Source organism: Pseudoalteromonas sp. US3C1013, from assembly GCF_048401115.1.
GTDB classification, from domain to species: domain Bacteria; phylum Pseudomonadota; class Gammaproteobacteria; order Enterobacterales; family Alteromonadaceae; genus Pseudoalteromonas; species Pseudoalteromonas undina.
Window position 1 is genome coordinate 595,894 of sequence record NZ_CP183076.1, and the last position, 25,779, is coordinate 621,672.

At 39.7% G+C, this 25,779-nt stretch carries 21 protein-coding genes; 9 read left to right on the forward strand and 12 right to left on the reverse strand.

Annotated elements, in window-relative coordinates:
• Positions 1-9 precede the first annotated feature (9 nt).
• The 7 genes from ACNSN2_RS17990 to ACNSN2_RS18020 form a co-directional block, all read right to left on the reverse strand.
• A complete protein-coding gene (locus ACNSN2_RS17990; protein ID WP_075170234.1) occupies positions 10-714 on the reverse strand; it encodes a TorF family putative porin in 705 nt (234 codons plus the stop codon).
• An 8-nt stretch (positions 715-722) separates the two neighbouring features.
• Complete coding sequence (locus tag ACNSN2_RS17995; RefSeq protein WP_010388954.1) at positions 723-1,940, reverse strand: BCCT family transporter; 1,218 nt, start codon at positions 1,938-1,940, stop codon at positions 723-725.
• 166 nt (positions 1,941-2,106) lie between these two features.
• On the reverse strand, positions 2,107-3,774 hold the full coding sequence (gene betA, locus ACNSN2_RS18000; protein ID WP_418609408.1) for a choline dehydrogenase: 1,668 nt from the start codon (positions 3,772-3,774) through the stop codon (positions 2,107-2,109).
• 9 nt (positions 3,775-3,783) lie between these two features.
• Positions 3,784-5,247, reverse strand: coding sequence for a betaine-aldehyde dehydrogenase (gene betB, locus ACNSN2_RS18005; protein ID WP_075170232.1), 1,464 nt, complete (start codon positions 5,245-5,247; stop codon positions 3,784-3,786).
• 1 nt (position 5,248) lies between these two features.
• Positions 5,249-5,824 carry a transcriptional regulator BetI gene (gene betI / locus ACNSN2_RS18010; protein ID WP_081374111.1) on the reverse strand — a complete coding sequence of 192 codons (576 nt, stop codon included), beginning with the start codon at positions 5,822-5,824 and terminating at the stop codon, positions 5,249-5,251.
• 439 nt (positions 5,825-6,263) lie between these two features.
• Positions 6,264-6,566: a hypothetical protein gene (locus ACNSN2_RS18015; protein WP_054201207.1), complete on the reverse strand. Its 303-nt coding sequence runs from the start codon at positions 6,564-6,566 to the stop codon at positions 6,264-6,266.
• On the reverse strand, positions 6,566-6,823 hold the full coding sequence (locus tag ACNSN2_RS18020) for a DUF3081 domain-containing protein (protein ID WP_010388948.1): 258 nt from the start codon (positions 6,821-6,823) through the stop codon (positions 6,566-6,568). Before ACNSN2_RS18020 ends, ACNSN2_RS18015 begins: the two co-directional genes overlap by 1 nt.
• A gap of 145 nt (positions 6,824-6,968) precedes the next feature.
• Between ACNSN2_RS18020 and ACNSN2_RS18025 the strand changes: the two genes are divergently transcribed.
• Positions 6,969-8,249, forward strand: coding sequence for a flavohemoglobin expression-modulating QEGLA motif protein (locus tag ACNSN2_RS18025; protein WP_075170231.1), 1,281 nt, complete (start codon positions 6,969-6,971; stop codon positions 8,247-8,249).
• Between the two features lie 72 nt (positions 8,250-8,321).
• Here the strand turns inward: ACNSN2_RS18025 and ACNSN2_RS18030 are convergent, their stop codons facing one another.
• From ACNSN2_RS18030 to ACNSN2_RS18045, 4 genes are all read right to left on the reverse strand, one after another.
• The gene (locus tag ACNSN2_RS18030) at positions 8,322-9,125 is read right to left on the reverse strand and encodes a DUF1338 domain-containing protein (protein ID WP_418609406.1); all 804 of its coding nucleotides are present in this window, start codon (positions 9,123-9,125) and stop codon (positions 8,322-8,324) included.
• Positions 9,126-9,152: 27 nt separating this feature from the next.
• Entirely contained in the window at positions 9,153-10,619 is a 1,467-nt protein-coding gene (astD, locus tag ACNSN2_RS18035) for a succinylglutamate-semialdehyde dehydrogenase (RefSeq protein ID WP_418609405.1), read from the reverse strand.
• Between the two features lie 8 nt (positions 10,620-10,627).
• Entirely contained in the window at positions 10,628-11,662 is a 1,035-nt protein-coding gene (gene astA, locus ACNSN2_RS18040; protein ID WP_010388944.1) for an arginine N-succinyltransferase, read from the reverse strand.
• Positions 11,663-11,731: 69 nt separating this feature from the next.
• Positions 11,732-12,937, reverse strand: coding sequence for an aspartate aminotransferase family protein (locus tag ACNSN2_RS18045; protein WP_418609403.1), 1,206 nt, complete (start codon positions 12,935-12,937; stop codon positions 11,732-11,734).
• A gap of 188 nt (positions 12,938-13,125) precedes the next feature.
• Between ACNSN2_RS18045 and ACNSN2_RS18050 the strand changes: the two genes are divergently transcribed.
• From ACNSN2_RS18050 to ACNSN2_RS18060, 3 genes are all read left to right on the forward strand, one after another.
• Positions 13,126-13,554 carry an Lrp/AsnC family transcriptional regulator gene (locus ACNSN2_RS18050; protein ID WP_010388942.1) on the forward strand — a complete coding sequence of 143 codons (429 nt, stop codon included), beginning with the start codon at positions 13,126-13,128 and terminating at the stop codon, positions 13,552-13,554.
• Positions 13,555-13,810: 256 nt separating this feature from the next.
• Positions 13,811-14,188 carry a hypothetical protein gene (locus ACNSN2_RS18055; RefSeq protein ID WP_010388941.1) on the forward strand — a complete coding sequence of 126 codons (378 nt, stop codon included), beginning with the start codon at positions 13,811-13,813 and terminating at the stop codon, positions 14,186-14,188.
• A 143-nt stretch (positions 14,189-14,331) separates the two neighbouring features.
• Positions 14,332-15,357 (forward strand): GGDEF domain-containing protein, encoded by a 1,026-nt coding sequence (locus ACNSN2_RS18060; protein ID WP_054201650.1) that lies wholly within the window; start codon positions 14,332-14,334, stop codon positions 15,355-15,357.
• Between the two features lies 1 nt (position 15,358).
• Here ACNSN2_RS18060 and ACNSN2_RS18065 read toward each other — a convergent pair whose 3' ends face one another.
• Positions 15,359-16,282, reverse strand: a complete 924-nt coding sequence (locus ACNSN2_RS18065; protein WP_418609400.1) for a hypothetical protein — start codon at positions 16,280-16,282, stop codon at positions 15,359-15,361.
• Positions 16,283-16,659: 377 nt separating this feature from the next.
• Here ACNSN2_RS18065 and ACNSN2_RS18070 point away from each other — a divergent pair, with 377 nt between their 5' ends.
• The 5 genes from ACNSN2_RS18070 to ACNSN2_RS18090 are packed head-to-tail and all read left to right on the forward strand — an operon-like array spanning position 16,660 to position 25,763.
• The gene (locus ACNSN2_RS18070; RefSeq protein ID WP_010388937.1) at positions 16,660-16,962 is read left to right on the forward strand and encodes an isoamylase early set domain-containing protein; all 303 of its coding nucleotides are present in this window, start codon (positions 16,660-16,662) and stop codon (positions 16,960-16,962) included.
• Between the two features lie 9 nt (positions 16,963-16,971).
• Positions 16,972-18,966 carry a 4-alpha-glucanotransferase gene (malQ, locus tag ACNSN2_RS18075; RefSeq protein WP_418609398.1) on the forward strand — a complete coding sequence of 665 codons (1,995 nt, stop codon included), beginning with the start codon at positions 16,972-16,974 and terminating at the stop codon, positions 18,964-18,966.
• On the forward strand, positions 18,967-21,189 hold the full coding sequence (gene glgB, locus ACNSN2_RS18080; protein ID WP_418609397.1) for a 1,4-alpha-glucan branching protein GlgB: 2,223 nt from the start codon (positions 18,967-18,969) through the stop codon (positions 21,187-21,189).
• Positions 21,182-23,245 carry a glycogen debranching protein GlgX gene (gene glgX, locus ACNSN2_RS18085; protein WP_418609395.1) on the forward strand — a complete coding sequence of 688 codons (2,064 nt, stop codon included), beginning with the start codon at positions 21,182-21,184 and terminating at the stop codon, positions 23,243-23,245. The genes glgB and glgX overlap by 8 nt, the downstream gene beginning before the upstream one ends.
• On the forward strand, positions 23,238-25,763 hold the full coding sequence (locus ACNSN2_RS18090) for a glycogen/starch/alpha-glucan phosphorylase (RefSeq protein ID WP_418609393.1): 2,526 nt from the start codon (positions 23,238-23,240) through the stop codon (positions 25,761-25,763). The genes glgX and ACNSN2_RS18090 overlap by 8 nt, the downstream gene beginning before the upstream one ends.
• Positions 25,764-25,779 lie beyond the last annotated feature (16 nt).

Below are 25,779 nucleotides of genomic sequence, written 5' to 3' on the forward strand. Positions count from 1 at the left end.
AGCTAACTATTACAAGTCAAAAGTACGTGAAATAGCGAGTACAATTCGCTCATCTGCGTAATCGTAGTCCAAGCTGGTATTCTCAGCAGCTACTTCAATACCAAACCCTTCATAGCTTGTTTGGTAAGCTAAGCGGTAATGGTGATACGATTTGTCGCCCTTAGCTTCATCCCACTGAAATTTGTTGCCATCGAGTGAGTTTGAAATATCAAAGCTGGCACGAATTGCATGATTTGGTGCAAGCTCGAAAGTGTGCGCAATCATCGAAATCACATGGCCTGTATCGTAGCCAAAGTAATCCCAGCTGTACCAAAAGTTAAGCTCTGTTTGACCGTAGTCACTGGCGTAACCAAATTTAGTATACGCTTCTGCGTAGTTACCATCGCTGTTATTACCTTGGTAAGTGTAATAAGCAATACCGTAATCAAGGCTCACTTGTTGGTTTAACTGAATGTATCGGCCTACATAAGCATCTAGTTCGAAGTCGGTATCATCACCAAAATCTACGTTTGATGCCCATACACCTGCATAAACACCGTTATCGTACGCATAGTCAAGACTTGCTTGTAGCGCTGGATCGTTATCTGTTTGAGTAACACCATTAAAGGTGTAATCAGATGCAGCAGTAATTGTTGTTGACCAGTTAGCTGCTGCTGTTGTTGATAAAACAGTTAATGGTAAAGCGATAAAAAGTTGTTTTAATTTATTGTTCATGTGATTTCCTAGCTGATAGTTTCTATTTTTGTGTAATCAATTTTATTCGCTTTAGGCGATCCTTCGATATTGCTGACTGTTTTAAGTTTGCTGTAGGCAATAAAACCAATGCAAATAAAGAATAACCCTATAACTAAAGCACCAACCCATTGAATTTGCAAAAACTCAAGTTTAAATAACAGTGTTAATAATGATAAAGCGACGACATTCATGGCAATATACTTAAATTTACCAAAGCGTTTTACAGTTAAGTTTAAATTATCTGTGTATAGACGGATCAGTGAATCAAGCGAGTTAATAACAAACACAATACCTACAAACACCATGGCAAAGTTTTTAATGCCTGCAGTTGGAATGCCCGCTTCGTGGTAGTGATATAACACACTGAACCAGATAGCGATTGGTATTGACGGGAAAATTAACATAGCGCCGAGTACTTGGTATGTTTTTAAACCACCCACAAAACGTGATGTAAACTGGCCAATCATGATGCTCCACGCAAACCACCAAAATAGGTAAAACTCATGGTAATCATTCAGTGGTAATACAAACTCATTGATGTTGGCAAAGTAATTACCAATTAATCCAATGTTTTTAGTAAATGCAGAGAGTTCGCTATCGCCAAATAAGAAGGCATCAGCCCACATAAAACCAATTAACGCGATAAACAACCAAGTAGTAGCAATGCTTAAAAAGCGAACATATTTAATATCGGTGCTTGAATACACCGCAAAACAAATAGCGGCAAGCACGATTAAGTAAAACTCAGGAATAACATTTGAGCCGTCTCCGAGTTCAGGTAAATACCACGGTAGGTTGCTCAATAGTAAGTAAGCGGTAAACGCACAAGTACCAATGATGACCACGTTGTTTAAAAATTTAACCCATGGAATTTCAAAAAATTTTACTTTGGGTTCTATTACACAGAAATAAAAGCACGTAAGAAAATAAAATCCCCAAATTAAAAATCCCCAATAACCAAACTCAATAGAGAGAGGGTTGGCAAATGCATATTCTGGGCTTGCTTTTATGTCTGCATAACCGGCAAATTCGGTTAAAGGAAACATAATGAGGCCAACGTCTAGGCCCGAGGTAAACAGGATTGCTATAAAGGTGAATGTTCTCACTGGTGTGACGCCTACTACGCGTACATTGCCCCATTTAATTAAAATAGCAACAATCGCAAGTAAGGTGAAAATAATGCCAGCATTAAGCCAAATAGTCATTATCGCCCTCCCAGAATGAATAAAAGTAACACATATATACTCCGTTTTTTATTGTACTTGCATTAACACAGGCATAACCTATTTATGCTTGTGAGCCACTGCAAGGCGCATAAAGGCACTCCTTGAAGCATTTTGCTTAAAAGAGTGGCCTTTATGGCAGGCTAAATTAAAGGGTTTTATTTCGTTGTGTAGTTTGCCAATTAGTGGCATTCACAACATCAACTCCTGTATGAGCTAAGGGCTTATTTCCTAAAATAATATCAGCGGCTTTTTCGGCAACCATAATAGTAGGCGCATTTAAATTACCGTTAGGTATTGTTGGAAAAATTGATGAGTCAACCACACGCAAGCTTTGCATGCCATGCACTTGAGTGTTTGAGTTAACCACCGCCATGTCGTCTTCACCCATTTTACAAGAGCAAGAAGGGTGGTAAGCACTTTCTACTGCTTGGCGAACAAAGGCATCAATTTGCTCATCAGTTTGAACTTGTTGCCCTGGTTGAATTTCTTCACCACGGAAGTCGTCAAAGGCAGGTTGTTCAATAATTTCACGCGTTAAACGTACGCACGCTCTAAAGCCTTCAATGTCGTCTTGATGCTCAAGATAATTAAACACAATTTTTGGTGGTTGTGTTGGATCAGCTGATGCAATGGTGACACTGCCACGACTTTTAGGTTTGTTATGACCTACATGCACTTGAAAACCATGCCCTGCAAAAGCACTGCGTCCATCGTAACGCATAGCGGCCGGTAAAAAGTGATACTGAATATCTGGCCATTCAACACCTGGCTTTGAGCGAATAAAGGCACATGATTCAAAATGATTAGTTGAGCCTAAGCCTTTGCGAGTTAGTAGCCATTTTGCACCAATTAAACCTTTAGAGAACAAGCCTAATTTACCGTTTAAAGTAATCGGTTGTTTACACTTATATTGAAAGTAAAACTCTAAATGATCTTGCAGGTTTTGGCCTACACCTGGTAAGTGATGCTTTACTTCAACACCTGCATTTTCAAGTGCTTGCGTATCACCAATACCTGACAATTGTAACAGGTGAGGTGATCCGATAGAGCCCGCACTTAAAATAACCTCTTTACTTGCTTGCGCTGTTTTAACTGCGCCATTGAGTTTGTATTCAACACCGGTTGCTTTTTTACCGTCTAAAATAACGCGCTGAGCAAGTGCACCGGTAACGATTGTTAAGTTGCTACGATGCTTAATTGGGTCTAAGTACTCGCGAGAAGCAGAGCTACGCACACCGTTTTTAACAGTCATGTGCATAGGGCCAAAGCCTTCTTGTTGAGCACTATTGTAGTCATTTGTGGTTGAGTAACCAGCCTCTGCACCCGCTTCAATAAATGCAGTGTATAACGGGTTTTCCATGTTATTGCCGTTATTAACACCTAGCGGTCCTTTACCACCACGATGACTATTTTCACCTAGGTAAAAGCTTTCTGCCTTTTTAAAATACGGTAAACACGCTTGGTAATCCCAGCCGTTAGCGCCGTGTTGTTGCCATTCGTCAAAATCTTTAGCATGGCCACGTACATACACCATGCCATTAATCGAAGATGAGCCGCCAAGCACTTTACCGCGAGGGCAATGCATTTCACGGTTATCTAAGTGTGGCTCTGGTTGCGTATGAAATTGCCACGCAAACTTATCGGTATTCATTGGAATAGACAATGCGGTAGGCATTTTTATAAAGATGCTTTTATCGCTGCCGCCGGTTTCAAGTAACAATACCTTGTTACTTGAATCTTCAGACAAGCGATTTGCTAACACACATCCAGCTGAGCCCGCGCCTACAATAATATAATCAAAAGAGTGGTTCATAATGATTCCTTAAAACGGGCTTTCTATGTCGGCCATACCAACATAAACAGACTTAGTTTGCGTGTAATGATCAAGTGTTTCTATACCATTTTCACGACCAATACCCGATTGCTTATAGCCACCCACTGGCATTTCTGCTGGCGAGTTACCGTAAGCATTAATCCAACAAATACCGGCTTGAAGTTGATGAATTACGCGATGAGCGCGTTTAATATCGCTAGTGAAAACGCCTGCAGCTAAACCTAAGTGAGTGCCGTTAGCACGTGCAATTACATCATCTTCATCATCAAATACTAAAACGCTCATTACTGGGCCAAAAATTTCTTCTTTAACGATGGTCATTTCATCGTTGCAATCAACAAACACTGTCGGCGCTACAAAATAGCCATCTGGTGCAGATGCTGGAGAAAGCGTTGAACCACCCGTTAATAATGTTGCACCTTCTTTAAGGCCTTTGTCGATGTAACTCATCACTAAATCTTGATGCTTCTTAGAAATAAGCGCGCCAAAGTTAGTATTTAAATCTTGCGGGTCACCGGCAATAATATTGTTTTCGGTACGTGTTTTAAGTTCATCAATAAATTGTTGATACACATTCTTGTGAACATAAATACGAGTGCAGTTCGTACAAATTTCACCTTGGGTATAAAAGTTACCTAGCATGGCAGCACTTACTGCTTGCTCAATGTTGGCGTCATCAAATACTAATAATGGCGATTTACCACCTAGTTCCATAGTCACATCTTTTAATGTGCCTGCAGCACTGGCGACTACTTTTTTACCGGTACCTACTTCACCAGTAAATGATACTTTTTCAATATCTTGATGTGCAGTAAGCCATTGGCCTACTTCACCGGCGCCTTGAACTACATTAAATACGCCAGCAGGGACGCCTGCTTCAATAAACACCTCGGCTAATTTAATTGCACCAAGCGGCGTTTCTTCAGACGGCTTAAAAATAAATGCATTACCCGCTGCGAGGGCTGGGCCTGATTTCCAACATGCAATTTGTAATGGGTAGTTCCATGCACCAATACCGGCACAAATACCTAAAGGCTCTTTGCGTGTGTAGTAAAAGTCATCGCCAACCATTTGTTGTTGACCAACTTGTGCAGGGGCAAGGCCTGCAAAATATTCAATTACATCTGCGCCTGTTTCAACATCTACGCAGTTAGCTTCTTGCATTGGTTTACCAGTATCGAGTACTTCAACCAGTGCAAGCTCATCATTGCGCTCGCGTAAAATAGCAACGGCGTTTAGTAAAATACGGCTGCGCTCAATAGGGGTCATCGCTGACCAAACTTTAAAGCCTTGTTTTGCACTTTCTATCGCTGCGTTTTGAACATGCTGGTCAGCGACTTCAACGGCATAAATTACCTGGCCGGTTGCAGGATTTACTACATCAAATGTTTCGCCGCTTTTATTTGCAAGGAATTGGCCGTTGATAAAGTTTTGATAGATAGGTGTAGTCACGTTAGGCTCCATATTGCTTGATAAGTGAATGCACGTAGTTTTTAGCTAGTGATTCACTGTGTTTAAACTGATTTTCGTCTGATTGGCTTAATACGGCACGAAGCCATAAGCCATCAATCATTGCTGCGGTTAATTCAGCCGCGAGGGTTGCTTGCGCTAAAGGCATTAATTGCTTAAATGAAACGGTTAAATTGCTTTGCAAGCGTTTACTGTTTACATTTTGCAAACGATGAAGTTCCTTATCGTGCATTGATTGCGCCCAAAAACTTAACCACGTCCGAGTGGTGTCTTTTCGTTGTTGTACTAGCGCAAAGTTTGATTCAACAATAAACATTAACCTTTGAGTTGCTGTGGTATTTTCATTAACCTTACTAATTAAGTCGTCTTTCAAGTTCGAGAGTAAGTAACGCACAGTTGCTTCAATTAGCCCCTGTTTCCCACCAAAGTAATGGCTAATTATGCCTGATGACATTCCAGCGTTTTTACTAATACTATTGATAGTAGTCGCCTGTAATCCTTTTTGAGCAACTGACTCTATAGTCGCGTCAATTAGCTGCTGACGCCTTACAGGTTCCATTCCAACTTTAGGCATAATTTTTATTAATTGATCGTTCAATAAAGATAAGCTTAAGGTAATAGCTCTAACAATTCAAGGCTTGTGTAAATGGTAAGAGAGTAAAGTATGGATAAATAATTAACAAAATGAGTATGAAATGATGTAAAATTAACAACTCAAGACCTTGTTTAAAGTCTTTAAATAACAATGGTTTGTATGTTTTATTGGTATTGTTCTTTATAGTGTAATCAATTCTTTACGAGGTGAGTGAAACTTTTAGTGATTTATTTGTTAGTGCGATAACTATTAGAGTACTAATTGTATTTTTTACCAGCAAGGCATTTACATAAAGGTAAAGGGAATAGATATGTTGGTGCAATCAAAATCCGGTTTCAAAGAGAAATATGGGAGGTAAATTAAACAAATGTTAACGCGAAGTAGGGGCAAAATAAGGCGCTGTTTAGCTTTCAACAACACCTTTAAATAATAAGGGATAACGTCTTAAACGATTGCCAATATAGTCATCGGCCATAATCTGCTCACAAATTTCGTCGATGTTATCAGTCGCTTCAAACACCCAATCAAAACGTTCAATCGCGAGCAAAAAACCGCGCTTTAAGTGTGTTTGTTCGCGGTAATAAGCAAGATTATTTTTTATCAGTTGCAGCTTTTCAGGCTCAGCTTTTAATTGCGCAATAACTTGGTGAATAAACTGCAAATTGCGCGAACTAGTTGGTCTATTTCGTCTATTTGTTGGTCGCATTACTCTTCATTAGCTATGTTGTAAAGTTTCTTCAAAAAGTCGTCTTTGTGTTTGTCATGTTCGTAATCTAAATGGTAGGTATTATGAAATCCAAAGCGTAATAACACCCCACTGCCTTGTAAGTAAACGGTATAGCCGTCAATATCAGAAAATGCAGTTACTCCCTGATAAAGCTTACCTTCTTCTGTGGTCTCACCTCGTTGCTGGATACGTTCGTAAACCGCTAGAATCTGTTTGTTGTCGATTTCATTTTTCATTGTCTGCACCTTTATTTACTCTTTCATACGCTATAGATATGCGGGTCGATCATCATAAAAACAATAGTCAAGAATGTGTGATATTGCTTTGCTATTTTTAATTTATAAATTATGCTCAGAGCTCACTCTATGTTGAGCTTTTACCATGATAGACAAGGCGTTACTTTTAAAAACTCGTGACTTATCCGACCAACTCATTGCGCTGCAAACCCCAATTAGAATTCTCGATGCAATTAATTGGGATAAACAGACTAAAGAAGAATTTTTTAGGCAAAAATGCCAAAAAAATCCTTTAATAGACCGTGCTTACTACCAACAGCGAGATTTAGGGTTTGTGCCTAGTGAGTTGCGCCAAGCATTTTCAACACTGCACCGAAATATTATTAATCAGTTGGGGCAATTAAACCCAATAACTCAATATATGGGTAAAATGTGTAGCGAATATAAAACAGTGCTTAATATGCTGGAGTACCGAGGTACTGCCGAATTTCATGACTTGTCGGTAGAGCTTTTTGGGCATCCAAAAGACCTTTTTCATGCTGGTGAGCCATCGTTATCTGAGCTTGCTAATATGCTTGAGCAGCCATTAAAAAGTTTGCTTGATGCGAACATTTTGCCTGAAGATCCTAAAAATATTGATGCCAGTGATGCGGTGCGTATTTTGTCTGAGCAGGTCAATGCCAGTATGCAAGGGATTAATGTGGAAGTAATGCTTAGTGATGGAATTGTCAGTGATGCGGCAGCAGGAGCTAACAATATAAAGCTTAATCAAGATGTTAAGTTTTCTCAGCGCGAATTAGATATTTTAGAGGTGCACGAGGGCTGGATCCATGTAGGCACCACTCAAAATGGCTTAGCGCAACCTTATTTAACTTGTTTGAGTAAAGGCACGCCAAGCTCTACCGTTACCCAAGAAGGGCTTGCAGTACTGACCGAAATAATTACTCTTAAATCAACACCACGTCGCTTATCAAAATTAGTAAACCGTATTCAAGCGGTCACCAAAGTGATTGATGGTGCTGAGTTTGTAGATATATACCGAGATTATGTAGCACAAGGGTTATCAAAAGACGACAGCTACACCCTTGCACAGCGTGTATTTAGAGGTAGCACCGCAACCGGCTTACCGTTTACTAAAGACATTGCTTATATAAAAGGCTTTGTATTGGTTTATAACTTAATTCGGGTGGCGATACAGCTTGGCAGAATTGACCAATTACCGCTATTGCTGGTGGGTAAAATATCAATTGATGACTTTAGGTTAATATCGCAACTACATGATTTAGGTGTGATTGAAAACCCACAATTTGTGCCGCCTCATTTTAAAGATTTAAGAGGACTTGCTACGTGGCTGAGCTTTGGTCGTTTTATTGGTAATTTGTCATTTGAACAATTAGAAAACGACTACAAGCCGTTGTTTTTATGATTTATAAGTGAGCTTTTTCTCAGAAACAAAAAAAGCCCAAAAATGGGCTTTTTTTAATTTAGCACAACTCAGTTAACGTGCGTTTGTGCTCTCGAAAATTTTATCTGCAGAGGCTGCAACAAATCCAGTGTAAATTTCACCATCAGGTTTTGGATAACGAATAGCAAACTCGTAAAAACAGCTAGGAATGCGCATATCGCCATCGCTAAAGGTCACAGCGTATTCATCAGCTAATGTTGATGATTGCTCTAATAGCACTTCTGGTGAGCCTTTTACTTCGCCTCCTGAGGTATTAAGTGCAAAACCGGCATCTTTAAGAGCTTGGTTTACATCATGGATGTTATCAAATTTAGCTAAGGTATTAATGTTCACAGTAAAATGATTTGCACGGTAACCCCACGCAGACATCCACGCTGCATATTCGCTCTCAGCTAATAACTTTTTGTAAGTATCAGTGCTTACTTGCCAGTGTGTGCCTGAATATAAAAAATTATCGGCAGTCACAGCGCTTTCGTCAATTTGTGCCACCATATCCGTAACGATTGCTTGTAGCTCAGGCGAAAATTTTTCAACTAATAATTCAGAAATAAACACTTTAGGCTGTGTCGGATCGCTATGCTCATAATGCTTGGCGTAGAGTTTTTTTGCTTCAAAGTGATATTCACCACATTCTTTATAACCAATAGCTAAAAAGTGCGCAGCTAGTTTTTCAAGGCCTACTTTTTCTATGTTAAAAGTACGCAGTGCAATATGGTCGTTAATAATGTCGTCTTTTTGCGTTGAGCCTAATAAGTCATGAATTTTATCAGCTGATGGCGTTACTGTTAGGTAGTTTTGCCATAAGTTATCAAATAATGTGTTTACATCAGTATGCATGGTAAATCCTTAAATTTTCTAAAATTGTTATTCAATAATTAAGCCCGGCGCGAGGGTTTGCGGTAAGTTAACTTTTTCTGACTCTACTGAGGCCACTGGGTATGCGCAGTAATCAGCAGCATAGTATGCACTAGCTCTGTGGTTACCACTGGCACCTATGCCACCAAATGGCGCTGCGCTTGATGCGCCTGTAATAGGGCGGTTCCAGTTAACAATACCGGCACGAATACGTTTTAAAAAGTGGCTGTAATCATCTTCGCTGTCTGCAAGTAAACCTGCAGATAAACCAAAGCTGGTGTTATTCGCCTCTGCTATAGCGCTATCAAAGTCAGTGTAACGATATACTTTAATTAGCGGGCCAAAGTGTTCTTCATCGGCGATTTCATCGATTTTAGTGACATCAATAATACCCGGGCTGACAAAGCCAGTGCCTGGTTTTAATTGTTTAAGCTCAACGAGTACCTCAGCACCTTGTTTAACTAGGTCAGCTTGCGCTGCAACCATGCCTAAGGCGGCTTTTTCACTGATCATGGCACCCATAAATGGTTGATCGTCAGCAAAGCTATCATCTACAAGGATATTTTTGGTTGCGCTGATCAGCTTTTCTAAAATAGCATCGCCATTGGCTGATTTTTCAATAAATAATCGACGTGCACAAGTACAACGCTGACCCGAAGTAATAAAGCCCGATTGAATAATATCGTGAACGGCTGCGCTCACATCAGCAACATCTTTAACCACTAGCGGGTTATTACCGCCCATTTCAAGCGCTAAGATCTTACCTGGATGGCCTGCAAATTGTTTATGTAATAAATGCCCTGTGTTTGAGCTACCAGTAAAAAATAAGCCATCGATATCTTGATGTGAAGCAAGTGCTTTACCTGTTTCTAGTTCACCTTGAACAAGGTTTATAACCCCAGCAGGTAAGCCTGCTTTTAGCCACAGCTCTAAAGTAAACTGTGCTACGTAAGGAGTTAGTTCTGATGGTTTAAACACCACGGTATTACCCGCTAATATAGCAGGGACTATATGACCGTTTGGTAAATGCCCAGGGAAATTATATGGGCCAAAAATAGCCACTACACCATGTGGTTTGTGGCGAATAAAGGCTTTTGCGCCAGGCATTGGGTTTTCGGTTGTGCCAGTTCGTTCATTGTAAGCACGGATAGCAATAGCAACTTTGCCTGTCATCGCACCGACTTCTGTGCGCGTTTCCCATAGTGGTTTACCTGTTTCACGAGCAATAATGCTAGCAAATTCTTCGCTGTGTTCTTTTAATTGGGCAACAAAGTTTTCTAAAATGGTAATACGTTGTTCAATTGGCATATCTGCCCATTGAATTTGCGCGGCTCTTGCCGCTTCAATAGCACTGCTAACTTGTTCGGGGCTGGCACCATTACCTTGCCAAACAACTTCGCCATTGCTTGGATTAACAGAATTAAAAGCAGGGCCTTGGCCTGCGTGCCATTGGTTATTAATTAGTTGTGTGTTCATAAATAGTGTTACAGGCGGAAAAATCGCGCTGCATCTCCTTGATTTAAATGAAGTGCATCAGCTACTTCTTGGCTGATAACTAAGGTGTGCTTTGCTTGATTATAATGAGCGTGTTTAGTGAACGTGGCTCTAAAGTCGCTAACCCCTTGATTACAAATAGCAAGGGTATCTGAGCTTTGCTCATTAATATGTTCAAGTTCACCAATGGTAATTGGGCATACTTGTGAATCACGAATACTGCGAATATTACCGAGCTTTGCCTCTACCGTGGGACCTGCGTCAAATAAATCAACGTAGCCACGATGTTCAAACCCTTCTTTTTCAAGCAACTTAAGTGCAGGCTTGGTTTTATCATGAACATGACCAATCACCGCTTGTGCTTTTTTACTTAGCAAGTTTACATAGATAGGGTATTTAGGCATAAGCTCGCTAATAAATACTTTATCGCCTAAACCAACTAAGTGATCAGCTTGTGGAAATTCAATACTAAAAAAGTGTTCTTGTAACCATTGCCAAAATGGAGAGTGCCCCTGTTCATCACTCACGCCACGCATTTCAGCAATTACAGTGTCGGCAAAGCGTTCACTATGTTGTGCCATAAATAAAAAGCGTGAACGTGATAAAAACCGCCCTGTTAAGCCTTTTCTGCTGTCTTCACGTAAAAATAAAGTACATATTTCTGAGCAGCCTGTGTAGTCATTACACATACTTAAAATATCAACGGTATTGTAAACGTTTAAGGTGGGTGAATGATGGACAGTTTTACCTAAATGGTAGTGATACAAAGGCACAGACAAACCGACGGCCGCTTCTATGGCGGTAGTACCAATTACTTTGCCAGTGTCACTGTCTTCTAAAACAAATAAATAGCTTTCATCGATAGGCTTATTTACATTTTTAGTAAAGCTGTTTTGTGCACGGTCTATTTTTTCTTGTAGTTGTCCATCATCGACAGGTAAAGAGGTAAAACCATGGCCTGATTCAATGGCAATCTCTTTAAGTGCTGCAAAATCATTGACAGTAATAGGACGTAATACTTGCATTAACTACTTGCTCCAATAAAGCCCTGAGGTAAACATTTATCTCAGGGCTTTATATGTTTTACTTAGTGATTAACCGTTTACAACTTCGCTTACTGCTTTTTCAAAGCGAGCTAAGCCTTCCTTAATATCCTCAAATGGGATCACTAATGAAGGTGTAAAGCGGATAACGTTCATTCCGGCTACTAAATTCATTAAACCGTTATTAGCACTTGCAACTAAGAAGTCGCGAGCACGGCCTTCAAATTTTTCATTTAATGCAGCACCAATAAGTAAGCCTTTACCACGGATTTCACTAAATACATGGTATTTTTCGTTAATGGCATTTAGACCATCACGGAACATTTGTTCACGTTCTTTTACGCCATTTAAAACCGCAGGGGTATTTACTGTATCAAATGCAGCTTCTGCAACAGCACATGCCAATGGGTTACCACCGTAGGTAGAACCATGAGTCCCTATTTTTAGGTGTGCTGCAATGTCAGTAGTCGTGATCATAGCGCCAATTGGGAAACCGCCACCTAATGCTTTTGCCGTGGTTAAAATATCAGGAATAACATCTAAGCCTTCGTATGCATATAAATGACCTGTACGGCCAACGCCGGTTTGTACTTCATCAAAAATAAGCAGTGCGTTATGCTTAGTACACAGTTCACGTACTTTTTGTGCAAACTCATTGGTTGGTGGCACAATACCGCCTTCACCTTGTAATGGCTCCATCATTACTGCACAAGTATCATCGCCAATTAAGGCTTCAAAGGCAGCAATATCATTGTAGTCACAATGAACAATATCAGCAGGCTTTGGCCCAAAACCATCAGAATAAGCGGCTTGGCCACCTACAGTTACAGTGAAAAAAGTACGGCCATGAAAGCCTTTATTAAAAGCGATGATCTTAGACTTTTCAGCACCAAATTTGTCCAAGGCAAAGCGACGCGCTAACTTTAAAGCCGCTTCGTTTGCTTCAGCTCCTGAGTTTGCAAAGTAAACTTTTTCTGCAAAGGTAGCATCAACCATTTTCTTAGCTAAGCGAAGTGCTGGCTCATTGGTCATTACATTTGCTAAGTGCCAAATTTTTTCGCCTTGCTCTTTTAGTGCGCTCACTAATGCAGGGTGACAATGACCTAAACAATTAACCGCAATACCACCGGCAAAATCGATAAATTCGTTGTTATTTTGATCCCACACGCGTGAGCCTTCACCACGAACGGGAATAACTGCAGATGGGTTGTAATTAGGGACCATTACGTCGTTAAATAAATCTCTGGTTACTTGCATTTTTACACCTAAATTAATCACATAAAAAACGTTGCTGAAAAATAACGATAAGCTCAGGCTTATTCAGCAATACAATGCGTTCATACTTATTAAAAATGTCATTATCAAAGGTTATGGATTAAATTTGCAGTGCTATTTTGTGAAAAATGATTAGAATAATAGTCAAAATAACGAACCTTATTAGCATTATGATAACTCCCCAAGATAAAAAGCTACTATCAGTATTAAAAACGAACGCTAGAGCAAGTATTTCTGACCTTGCAAGGCATTTAAATTTATCCCGCTCAACAGTGCAAAGTCGCATGCTTAAGTTGGAGCAAAGTGGGGTGATTAAAGGGTATAACGTTGACTTTGGAGATGATTTTTTAAATAGCTTAGTTTCTGCACATGTCTCAATAAAGGTCAAACAAAAGCTAACGACTAAAACCAACGTAGAGTTAAAACAAATAGATGCCATATCTCAGTTGTATGCAATTAGCGGTGAATTTGATTTAATTGCCATTGTCGAAGCTCAAAACCTCGAGCAGTTAAGCCACTTATTAGACGATATAGGTAATTTAGATGGGGTAGAGCGCACTCGTTCATCGGTTATTTTAGAAACCAAATTTAAGCGTTAATTAGATTTATTTCTAACCATTCAGTGAGTATTAATTATTTGCATTTAGGCTCACTTAATTGTAATCTCCTCGTTATTAGAAACAAGGATTGTTTTTGACCAAATCAATAGGCTTTTCGCCCCTGCATTTGCCACAATCCTCCAATACTAAACAAACCTGATAAGTATAGTTATTACATGCAAGAACACTAGTTGATTACAATGTGAGAAACAGGACGTTTTGGCAAAACAGCTCAAAAACATTACAAGGAAATGTTATGAAATACACAACACTAGCTGCTGCAGCCCTATTAATAATAGGTGGCTCATATTTAAGTGCAAAGGCCACTTTATTTGACTCAAGCGATAACATAACGGTTGAAACTTACAGCGACATATTTTTCAAACTAGAATCCTCACCCGTCAATATTGATGAGATTATTACTGGCGCGAGTCAGTTTGCCAATAGCTTATGTGATGAAAGTATTTATCAAGAAGTTATTGGTGAGTCAGTAAACTCATGTAAGCAAAAATTCAAACAATCACAAGCGCAATGTGCTGACTTTATTACAAAAAATAGTCAGGCTATGTACACTGATAAGGTTGCTATAACGCTCGTATCTGAAAAGTTTATAAATTGCATGACGAATAGCTAAGTTATATTTTGTTCAAAGTTCACCCAAAGCTCCCTATTAGACTGGGTGACATTGGTATTTCAATATTTTAATTAGCATATTATACCCTGTGGTCTATGCTGAATTTATGAGTTGTTAATGCCCAGTTTGCTTTAGGGAGTACAATGCAAGAAAATTTACTAAACTCAGTTATCAAAATAACAAAAAACAGAGACGTAGACTCACTTGAATACAGCTTGATATCGACCATCCAAGAGTTTATTGGGTGTAAAGAAGTTTCAGTTTATAAAGACATAGAAGTTCAGGGTCAACTTACCATTGAACAAAGCCTTTGTTTGAAAGTGACTGGTGAAAAGCAATTTGAGTGGGTACAACGACAAATTGTTGCACACCCCGAGGATGAGCTTTTATCCTGCTTACGTTCTGCTTGCATTATCACGGTGCAATCAACAGATGGCATCGAACGCCGTTGGTTACCCATTACCCGCCAAGAGAAAACAGTCGCCGCAATTTCTGTGGTTTCAAACAGCCTAGATAGTCCAGCTCAGGTGATGTTGAATGCTTTTTGTCGTATTTTTGAAAATTATTTAGTGATTCTTCATGAAAACGAAAGAGATAAATTAACAGGACTATTAAATAGACAAACCTTTGAGAAAAAAATAAAACAACTGATTGAAAAACAAGTATTAAAAGTTCACAGTTCTTCCCGAGATGAGGGTAAAAGGCAAAAAAAATACGCATCTACATCTTGGTTAGCTATTTTAGATATTGATCATTTTAAAAATATAAACGACAAGTATGGTCATATTTGCGGTGATGAAGTACTGCTGATATTAGCGCAAAAAATGCGTCACTTTTTTCGTTCAACCGATTTAATTTTTCGCTTTGGTGGTGAAGAATTTGTGATTGTTTTTGAGCCCACTGATGCAGATTCCATATGTAATAAAATGGCAGAATTTTTACAACTCGTCAGAAATACTTCGTTTCCTTTTGTTGAAAACATGACGATCAGTGCTGGTTTAGCACGTATTAGCCCTTATGATTTCCCAATCACTGTAATAGAAAGCGCCGACAAAGCACTGTATTACGCTAAAAATAATGGCCGAGATAAGTTTTGTGTATACGAAGATTTAATCGCTGAACAGCTAATCAACGTACAAGAAAACGATTCAGAAATAGATTTATTTTAACCTACTGGGCTTGTGCGTGGCTTCGCTGTACCTTTACCTTAGTAACTTGATCGAGCTTTAAAAAATAAACATTACCGCCAATGCCTTTAAATTCCTCATCGGTAAAGGCAATTGTATTATCATCATAAAACGTGATCGCTTCTTTTTGGGTCACAATACCAAGATCAATTTTAGACACATCACCAGAGAAAAATTTATCCCCTTTAAAATTTTCAAACAGCCAAATGCTGGTTGAGTCTAGTAGCGCAAGTTTTTTTCTATCTGGGCTGAGTGCTGCAGAGGTGATCCAGCATAACTTTTCCATGGTGGTGCAGGTTCTAAATGAGTCAATTAGCTGGGCGTCAAAATTTGCTGCATGATCGCCTACTTTGTAAACATTGGTAATACCATCAAAGGGTTCAGTTCGGTTTTTAGTAAATAAATATAAGTGCCGGCCAAAAGCGACAAAAGCTTCTAAGTCATAATTGCGTTGATCAGGTTGTATTGGACTGCCGTCTAATTCTGGGTAGGTAAATTTAATTATCTCGGCTTCAGTGGTATTTGTTTTAATATCAATCGGGTTTTCTATTTTATAAATGGTTAGCCACTTACGTTCATTTTTATTATTACCAAAGTCACCCAAGAAAAAATGACCAAAGTTATTTTGTGTCATGTCCTCCCAATCAATGTTTTTTGCGTTGCTGACTAAAATTTCTTTAGCGATAGAGCCATCGTCATTGAGTCTATATAGCTTAGGTTCGTCGCCACTGTCATTAATAGCCCACAGACGTTTATATTTATCAAACTCAATGCCAGAAATTTCTTTTAACTTTGGGTCTACAGAGACAAGCTTTTTACTATATAGTGTATAAATTGAACTACCCACAACAGCGATGGTAGTGAGAAAAATAATAACAGAGGTAATAAGAATGCTTTTTTTAATCATAGTTTTTAAATATTTATCGGCATTGGCTAGGTAGATAATTATTATCGCTGATGATGTGGTTAAGCTAAAGGTTTTTTAACCTCAATGCGGTAATAAAAAACGATTATGTGTGAATTGTTGTAAAAGAAATTTAATCGGGTGTAGTTGGTTTAAAAATTGCTCAGTTAAAGAGCTTACCTAAAAACCTGTTTAAAATGGTTAAAAACTGCACCAACCTAGTGCGGTAAAATAAATAACGCACTGTAATAATGCGTAAATAATGTTTTGTTTAACTCTAAGCTTGTTTTTATGTGAATGAATGGATTCCACATCGCCTATTTAAGCTGTTTGGCCTGTGGCAAAGATGAATAACCCTTACGGTTTAGTTGGAGCCTATTATGTTGAATAAACGCTTTTTTAAGACAAAAAACGAAGCAGAAGTCACGTTTGAATTTTCTCATCCTGATGCTGATGATGTCTGTTTACTTGGGGAGTTTAATGATTGGCAGCCAGTGCCAATGAAACTGAATAAAAAGTTGGGTGTGTTTAAGTGTAAACAGCGTTTGCCTGTTGATAAAGAGTTTCACTTTCGTTATTTGATTAATGGTAAGCAGTGGGATAACGACCATCAGGCTGATGGTTATCGGGCTAATAATTTTGGTTCAGAGAACAGTATAGTAAATACACAACGCATTAATTAAGGTTGGTGAATGGACGCACTATCGCAATTATTTTATTTGCATGGAATAGGCTATGAATACACTAAGTACACTGGTGAACACGTTGTTTTTAGCGAACAAACGCGCAAGTTAGCCTTGCAGTGTTGTGGCGTTGACACCAGTGATGCAGAGCAAATAGATAAGTTAAATTACCAATTAGATGCGGCCACTTGGTTAACGCTTGCACCGGCTGTTAGCTTAGTAAAACAGCCTAGCAATGTGCTTAAAGTACGTATTAAAGAAACCGACGCGCACCATAAAATTACGCTTAACATACCTGCATTAAATATTAAGCTACAATTTGAACAAATTGCTGACTATGCGCCATTAGGCGAGTATTTTTTAAATGACTGCCGTTATATTGAAATAGCGTTGCCACTTACCCATTTACCTACGGGTTATTATGATGCGTTGCTGAGTATGGGAGCGCAATCGGCAACTACACAAATTTGGTCTATCCCTAAACAAGTTTATCAAATTGCCGATAGTAAACGCCTTGGCTTATCAATTCAGTTATATACATTAAAAAACCAAGCCGGAATGGGAATTGGTGATTTTAATGATTTACTTGAATTAACCACATTATGTGCAAAACAAAAAATGGATTATATTTTACTTAATCCTCTGCACTTATTATTTGCAGATAACCCAGAGTGCGCTAGTCCCTATAACCCCAGTAACCGCGCGTTACTCAATCCATTGTATATAGCAATTAACTTATCGACAGATAGTATTAACAACCCCGCTTTAGATGATTACTTATCTTCTTGTTGTTTAACGTCGCACAGCGAGCAAGATATAACCTTTATTAATTATAAAACGGTTACTGAGCAGAAATATAATGCCTTTAAACTGCTTTTTGTGCATTTTCAACAACAGGGTAGTCAAGCACGGCAAGACGAGTTTACAGCCTTTTGTAAACAGCACCGCGATGTACTTGCTATGCTAGAAACCACAGAACCGACATTCGACTATTACCTGCAATGGCAAGCACATAGCCAACTCATACTGTGCCAACAACATTGTATCGACCAAGGAATGGCGATTGGTTTGATTAACGACTTAGCAGTTGGCTGTGCCAAAGAGGGCAGCGAATATAAACATCAGCTGAAACTGTTTAGCCAAGATGCGACTGTAGGAGCTCCACCGGATCCTTGGGCTGAAAGTGGCCAAAATTGGGGTTTGCCAGCAATAAATCCTCAGCGCCTTGCTGACAATAACTATTATTTTTACCGCTCACTTATACGCGCCAATATGAATGCTGTGGGTGGATTACGCATTGATCATGTTATGGCAATTAGACGTTTATGGTGGTGCTTTAGCAATAATAACAGCCAAGATGGTTGCTATGTTTACTATCCATTCGAGCACTTGTTAGCTATTTTGAAAATAGAATCTCACCTAAATAAGGCTGTCGTGATAGGCGAAGATTTAGGTGTTGTGCCACCTGAAGTAAAAGAAGCGCTGGTGAGCAGTGGAATTTTTTCAAACAGTTTATTTTATTTCGAAAAACAACAAAATGATGAATTTGTTAATCGTGATGATCTTAGCGAACAATGCCTGCTGATGATTGCCAATCATGACGTACCGCCATTTGTTGGCTGGTGGCAGCATAGTGATTTAACCCTCAAACAACAGTATCAGCTGATTGATGCCGCTAAACACCAGCAGCTAGTGCAGCAACGTCAACAAGAGCAACAACGGTTAGTTGATTTTATTAATGCACAAGACACACATTCTGACATGTCATTAAACACTGATACTTTTGCGATTTATAGCGCGCTGGCTTTGTGTTTAGCAAAGTCGCCATCGCGATTATTTGCCCTACAAATTGATGACTTAGACAAACAATGCTACCCAGTTAACATTCCGGGTACAGATAAAGAATATCCCAATTGGAGACGGGTGTTAACACATACGTGCGAGGATATTTTTACTGATAACGCATCACTTTTGACTGCAATACATTCAATGAGGAATGGGTAAATGGGCAGTATAAAAAATATGAAATCAACGCCAGTGACTGATTATGATTCACAAGTTACTGCGCTCGCAGCAGGACGGTTTAAAGACCCGTTTAGTTTTTTAGGAGCGCACAGTACACAAAGCGGCATAGAAATTCGAGTGTATTTGCCAGCTGCACTGCAGGTTGAATTGTTAATTGGTGATCAAACAATTACTGCATTGCGCTATAAACAAAGTGATTTATTTATAGCTGAGCTATCAAGCATGCCGAGCAGTATGTATCAATGTCATGTTAGCTATAGAAGCAATAATATTACCTTTTACGATGAATACAGTTTTAGTAGTACCCTTGATGAGCAAGCAATGTACTTGTTCAATGAAGGGAGTCTTGAGCATGCTTATGCGCACTTAGGCGCGCAATTTATTACACAACAAGGCGTAGACGGTGTTCGTTTTTGTGTGTGGGCGCCAAATGCTGCCAGCGTTTCAGTGATTGGTGAATTTAACTTTTGGCAGTCCAATCGTCACTTTATGCGATTTCATCCGGCTAGTGGAGTATGGGAGTTATTTATCCCGGGGCTGTGCGCCGATATGTGCTACAAATTTGCTATCACCACACTCAGTGGTGAAGTTTTAGATAAAGCCGATCCCTTTGCTTTTAAAATGCAGCAAGCGCCAGGTACAGCAAGCATTTTACAATACAAACCCACCCCTATCACGCTTAGTGAACAAGCGATCAAAAATAGGCAAAAGCGTAATCATATTGATGCCGCTATTAGTATTTATGAAGTGCACTTAGGTTCTTGGCAACGCGCTGAGCATAATCGTTATTTAAGCTACAGCGAGCTGGCAGATAAGCTTGTAAGTTACGTGGTTAAAATGGGGTTTACGCATTTACAACTTATGCCTATCAGTGAATACCCGTTTGATGGTTCTTGGGGTTATCAGCCGGTAGGCTTGTTTGCGCCTACAAGCCGCTTTGGTGATTACAACAGCTTTAAATACTTAGTTGAGCAATGCCATAAAGCCAATATCGGTATTTTACTGGATTGGGTGCCGGGGCACTTTCCAAGCGACCCTCATGGGTTACATTGTTTTGATGGCACCCATTTATATGAACATGCTGATATGCGTCAAGGGTTTCACCCTGATTGGAATACCTATATTTATAATTACGATCGCCCTGAAGTTAAAAGCTTTTTAATATCAAATGCAATGTATTGGCTCAGTCAATTTGGCATAGATGGACTGCGAGTAGATGCGGTGGCATCTATGTTGTATCTTGATTACAGCCGAAAAGAAGGGCAATGGGTAGCTAATTGCTTCGGTGGCAGAGAAAACTTAGGGGCTATTGAGTGCCTTAAACAAGTAAACATACGCAGTTATAAAAATAACCCCGGTATTATGATGGTGGCTGAGGAGTCAACGGCGTGGCCCGGAGTAACGCAAAGCGTTGAGCATAATGGTTTGGGCTTTGGTTACAAATGGAATATGGGCTGGATGAACGACAGCCTGCATTACATGCAGCAAGACTCACTATTTAGGAAATACCATCATCATAAAATGACATTTTCTATGGTGTATGCTTTTAGTGAAAATTACATTTTACCACTGAGTCATGATGAAGTAGTCCACGGTAAAGGTTCACTTCTAAACAAAATGCCCGGTGACGATTGGCAACAGTTTGCTAATTTACGGGCTTATTATGCGTTCATGTGGGCGCATCCAGGAAAAAAACTTCTGTTTATGGGCGCCGAAATAGCACAGCGAAAAGAGTGGGATCATGACCATTCAATAGACTGGAACTTGCTTGAGTATCAAAGTCATCAAGGTATTCAAGATACGGTAAAACGCCTTAATCATGTGTACCAAGCCCACCCAGCACTTTATGAGCTTGATAGCTGTGCTACAGGCTTTTCATGGATAGATAATAATAACAATCAGCAAAGTATATTTAGCTTTATTCGTTATGCTAAAAGTGCTGACGATTTTATGGTTGTTGTCGCTAATTTTACCCCTACTGCTTATCAACATTTTACCTTAGGCGTGCCTGCTAAAGGCAGTTATAAGGTGATATTAAATACTGATGAGTCATGTTTTTTTGGCTCTGGCATTAATGTTACTGATGAGCCAAGCCAACTTATTCATTCAATTAATCAACCAAGCCATGGCTTTGATCACAGTATCACATTACAGATGGGTGGCTTAACCACTGTTTACTTACAAAAGGTGAATGATGAGTAATTGCTTTGAGGTTACCCATGGTGCATCTCTTCCATTGGGATCGACTGTACAAAACAACGGCGTCAACTTTGCCTTATACGCCCCTAATGCAAGCCAAGCTTTTGTTTGTTTATTTGATAAAAGTGGCCATACAGAAATATTAAAAATAGCTATGAATATTAATGAAGGCGGGGTGTGGAGTATTCACGTTGCGCCACTTAGCGCTGGCGCATTATATGGCTTTAGGGTTGATGGTGAGTATAACCATGAAAAGGGCATGTTATTTAATGAACATAAGTTGCTGATTGACCCGTATGCAAAAGACTTGTTTAACGAGTTTACTTGGAGCGAGCGCCATTACGGACAAATGCCGATAGGCACTAAAAGCGTGGTTAATAATGCGATAGATATGCCTAAATCTAAAGTGACTACATCGGTTGCTTATACCAATAAAAAGCCACAGCATAGCTGGGCTAATACGGTAATTTATGAGTGTCATGTAAAAGGTGCTACCTGTCGTCATCCAGGTATTCCAAAAGTACAGCAAGGCACGTTTTTAGGCTTAAGCCACCCGTGCTTTATTGAGCATTTAAAAAGTTTAGGTGTGACCGCTATTGAGCTTTTGCCTGTGCATGCGTTTATAAGTGAACAATTTTTAATTACTAAAGGGCTGCAAAATTACTGGGGCTACAATAGCATCAATTTTTTTACTCCCCATAAAGACTATTTGGTTAATGACGATATAAACGAATTTAAACAGATGGTTAGCGAATTACACCGCGCCAATATTGAAGTTATTTTAGATGTTGTATACAACCATACAGCAGAGGGGGGCAGTGATGGACCGATATTGTCTTTACGTGGCTTCGATAACCTCACTTATTATCGCACTATAAATGGGCAACCCAATGTATATATAAATGATACTGGCTGTGGTAACACCTTAAATATTGACCATCCAAAAACCTTGCAATTGGTTCTTGATAGCTTGCGTTATTGGGTGGAAGTTATGGGGGTTGATGGCTTTCGATTTGATTTAGCCACCATTTTAGGGCGTTCAAGCACGGGTTTTAGTGCCTCTCATACGTTTTTACAGGCCGTTGCACAAGATCCTATATTAAATAAAGTAAAACTGATCAGTGAGCCGTGGGATATAGGCCCTGGCGGGTATCAGTTAGGTGCTTTTCCTGCTCCTTGGCGTGAGTGGAATGATCAATACCGTGATGTGATTAAACGCTTTTGGCAAAGTGAAAAAGGCATTATTAGTGATGTTGCCAAGCGTTTACATGGCTCGTTTGATATTTTTGAACACAGTAACCGCGGCCCGCTTAATAGTATTAATTTTATTACCAGTCATGATGGTTTTACCCTTGCCGACTTAGTCAGTTATGAGCACAAACATAACCAAGCAAATGGTGAAAACAATCAAGATGGCCACAGCGCTAATTATTCGTTTAATTGCGGAGTTGAGGGATTTAGTAGCGATCCTGAAATAATAAACTTACGGCTCCAACAACAAAAAAACTTTTTACTTACCTTGCTACTCTCTAAAGGGGTGCCAATGATAGCCGCTGGCAGTGAAATGGCCCATTCTCAAGGTGGTAATAATAACGCTTATTGCCAGAATAACCGCACAAGCTGGCTGGCATGGAAAGACTCACAACTAAACCACTCATTAATTCAGTTTATAGATGATGCATTAAAAATTAGGCACGGTCACAGTGCGTTTAAACACAGTGTGTTTTTAGATGATATTGATGAACGTTTCACCGTTAAGTGGTTCACCGAGCAAGGTAAAAAAATGGATGAAACACATTGGCATGAAGATACGCGACAATTTTTAATGTATAGCTTACTTGATAAGCAAAATAAGCACGCCTTATTAATTATTTTAAACGCCAGTAAACAGCCCGTGGTCTGCCAATTACCACAATCGCCCATTACTGCGACATGGGCGTTAGTGTTATCAAGCGTAAATAACGCATCAACTGTTGTTGAAGAAGATGCAACCGTGAATATTTCAGCACAAAGTAGTTGGGTTTTTAGTGCCAATTTAGAAGGCGAAGATTATGACTAAGCAAGACGAGCAAGTGTGTGTGGTAAAAGGCTGGCAAGAAGGCCCGGTTATTGATGAAAGTACCTTAAGTGATGATTTAACTCGCCACTTTTATTACACCTTAGGGCGTGATGTGGTGGGAGAGTCGCAGTTGTATTTATATCATGCATTGGCGCTGACAATAAGAGATAGACTCGTTGCGCGTTGCAGAGAAACTAATCAGCAAATTAAACAACAAAAACGCCGCAAAACAGCGTATTTATCGCTAGAGTTTTTAATGGGTAGAGCACTGGGTAATGCGGTACTCAACCTTGATTTAGAGTCTCAGGTAAGTACTGCACTACAAGCTTACTGTACTGAGCTGGAAAATGTAGAACAAGCAGAGCATGATGCCGGCCTAGGTAATGGTGGCTTGGGGCGCTTAGCGGCATGCTTTTTAGATAGTTGCGCGAGTTTAGCGCTGCCAGTAGTAGGTTATGGAATTCGCTATGAATACGGCATGTTTAATCAATCAATAAAAGAAGGCAACCAAATTGAGCAGCCAGATAACTGGCTACGCGAAGGTCACCCTTGGGAATTGAGCGCTCCAGAGCAAGCTAAACGAGTTAAGTTCTCGGGTTATGTACAAAGTTATACTGATAAATTTGGCCGTGAACATCGCCAGTGGATTAGCTCCCAAGATGTGCTTGCGGTTCCTTATGATGTTCCCATTCCGGGCTATAAAAATAATATTGTTAATACCCTTAGGCTTTGGAAGTCTGAAGCAACCGATGAATTTAATTTAACCGAATTTAATGCCGGTAGTTATTCAGAAGCGGTGGCGCAAAAAAACCTCGCAGAGCAAATAACCATGGTGTTGTACCCTAACGACAGCAGTGAAAATGGTAAAGAACTGCGTTTACGCCAGCAATACTTTTTATCATCGGCAAGCATTCAAGATGTACTGAGCCAGTGGATTGAGCAATACGGAGATAATTTTACTGATTTTGCTCAGCATCATGTTTTTCAGCTTAACGACACTCATCCTAGTATTGCCGTGGCAGAGCTGATGCGAATTTTAGTTGACGACCATGAACTCGACTGGGATCAGGCATGGAACATCACAATCAAAACCATGGCTTATACAAACCACACCTTATTGCCGGAGGCATTAGAGAAGTGGTCAGTGGGGTTATTTGCTAAATTATTACCACGTATTTTAGAAATTATTTATGAAATTAATGCCCGTTTCTTAGCAGAGGTTGCAAGGCATTGGCCGGGTGATGTGCAAAAGCAACGAGACTTATCATTAATTGAAGAGGGCGAAGAGCCGCAAATTCGCATGGCTTTCTTAGCCATTGTTGGTAGTTATTCAGTCAATGGCGTAGCCGCACTGCATACCCAGTTATTAACTGCGGGTTTGTTTAAAGATTTTTACTCATTATGGCCTGAAAAGTTTAATAACAAAACCAATGGGGTGACACCAAGGCGTTGGCTTGCTTATTGTAATCCGGGTCTGAGCCATATTATTAGCGAGAAAATAGGAAAAGACTGGGTAGGCGACTTTGCAAAAATTAGCCAATTACGCCGTTTTTATGATGATCCGCAATTGCACGTAACATGGCAGCAGGCAAAACGGCAAAACAAGCAGCGTTTAGTCGATTTAGTAAAACAAAAGTGTGGCGTCGAGTTTGATGTAAATATGCTATTTGATGTGCAGGTAAAGCGTATTCATGAATATAAGCGCCAGTTACTCAATGTCCTACATGTTATTCATTTATACGACCGCATTCGTCGTGGCGATACACAAGGCATGGTACCTCGTTGTGTATTACTCGGAGGTAAAGCCGCACCTGGTTATATGATGGCGAAGAAAATTATTAAACTGATTAATAATGTTGCTGAGGTGATCAACAAAGACCCTGAAGTATCGATGTTTTTAAGAGTTGCCTTTTTACCAAATTACAATGTGACCGCCATGGAAACTATATGTCCTGCAACAGATTTGTCGGAGCAAGTTTCTACAGCAGGTAAAGAAGCATCCGGTACCGGCAACATGAAGTTTATGATGAATGGTGCGCTCACAATAGGCACGTTAGATGGCGCGAATATTGAAATCCGCGATGCAGTAGGAGCTGAAAACTTCTTCTTATTTGGCGCACAAGCCGAGCATATTGACGAAATTAGAGCGCATTATAATCCCAGTGAAATTATTGCGAATAACTCAGCTCTAAACAGCGTGATGCATCTCCTTGAAAGTGGTCATTTTAATCTATTTGAACCCGGCTTATTTGATGATGTCATTAGCGGCATTAAAAGCAAAGACGATGCATGGCTAACCGCACATGACTTTGCCAGTTACATTGCAGCGCAGCGTGAAGTGGATAAAGCGTACGCTGATCAAACCCACTGGACTCAAATGAGTATTTTAAATACCGCGGCCAGTGGCTTATTTTCTAGTGACAGAACAATAGGCCAATATTGTGATGACATATGGCACTTAACCCCACTAGATACTTCACAGCAAACAGTAAAAACAAACACTGACACTAATAGCTGACACTAAATGGAGAGAG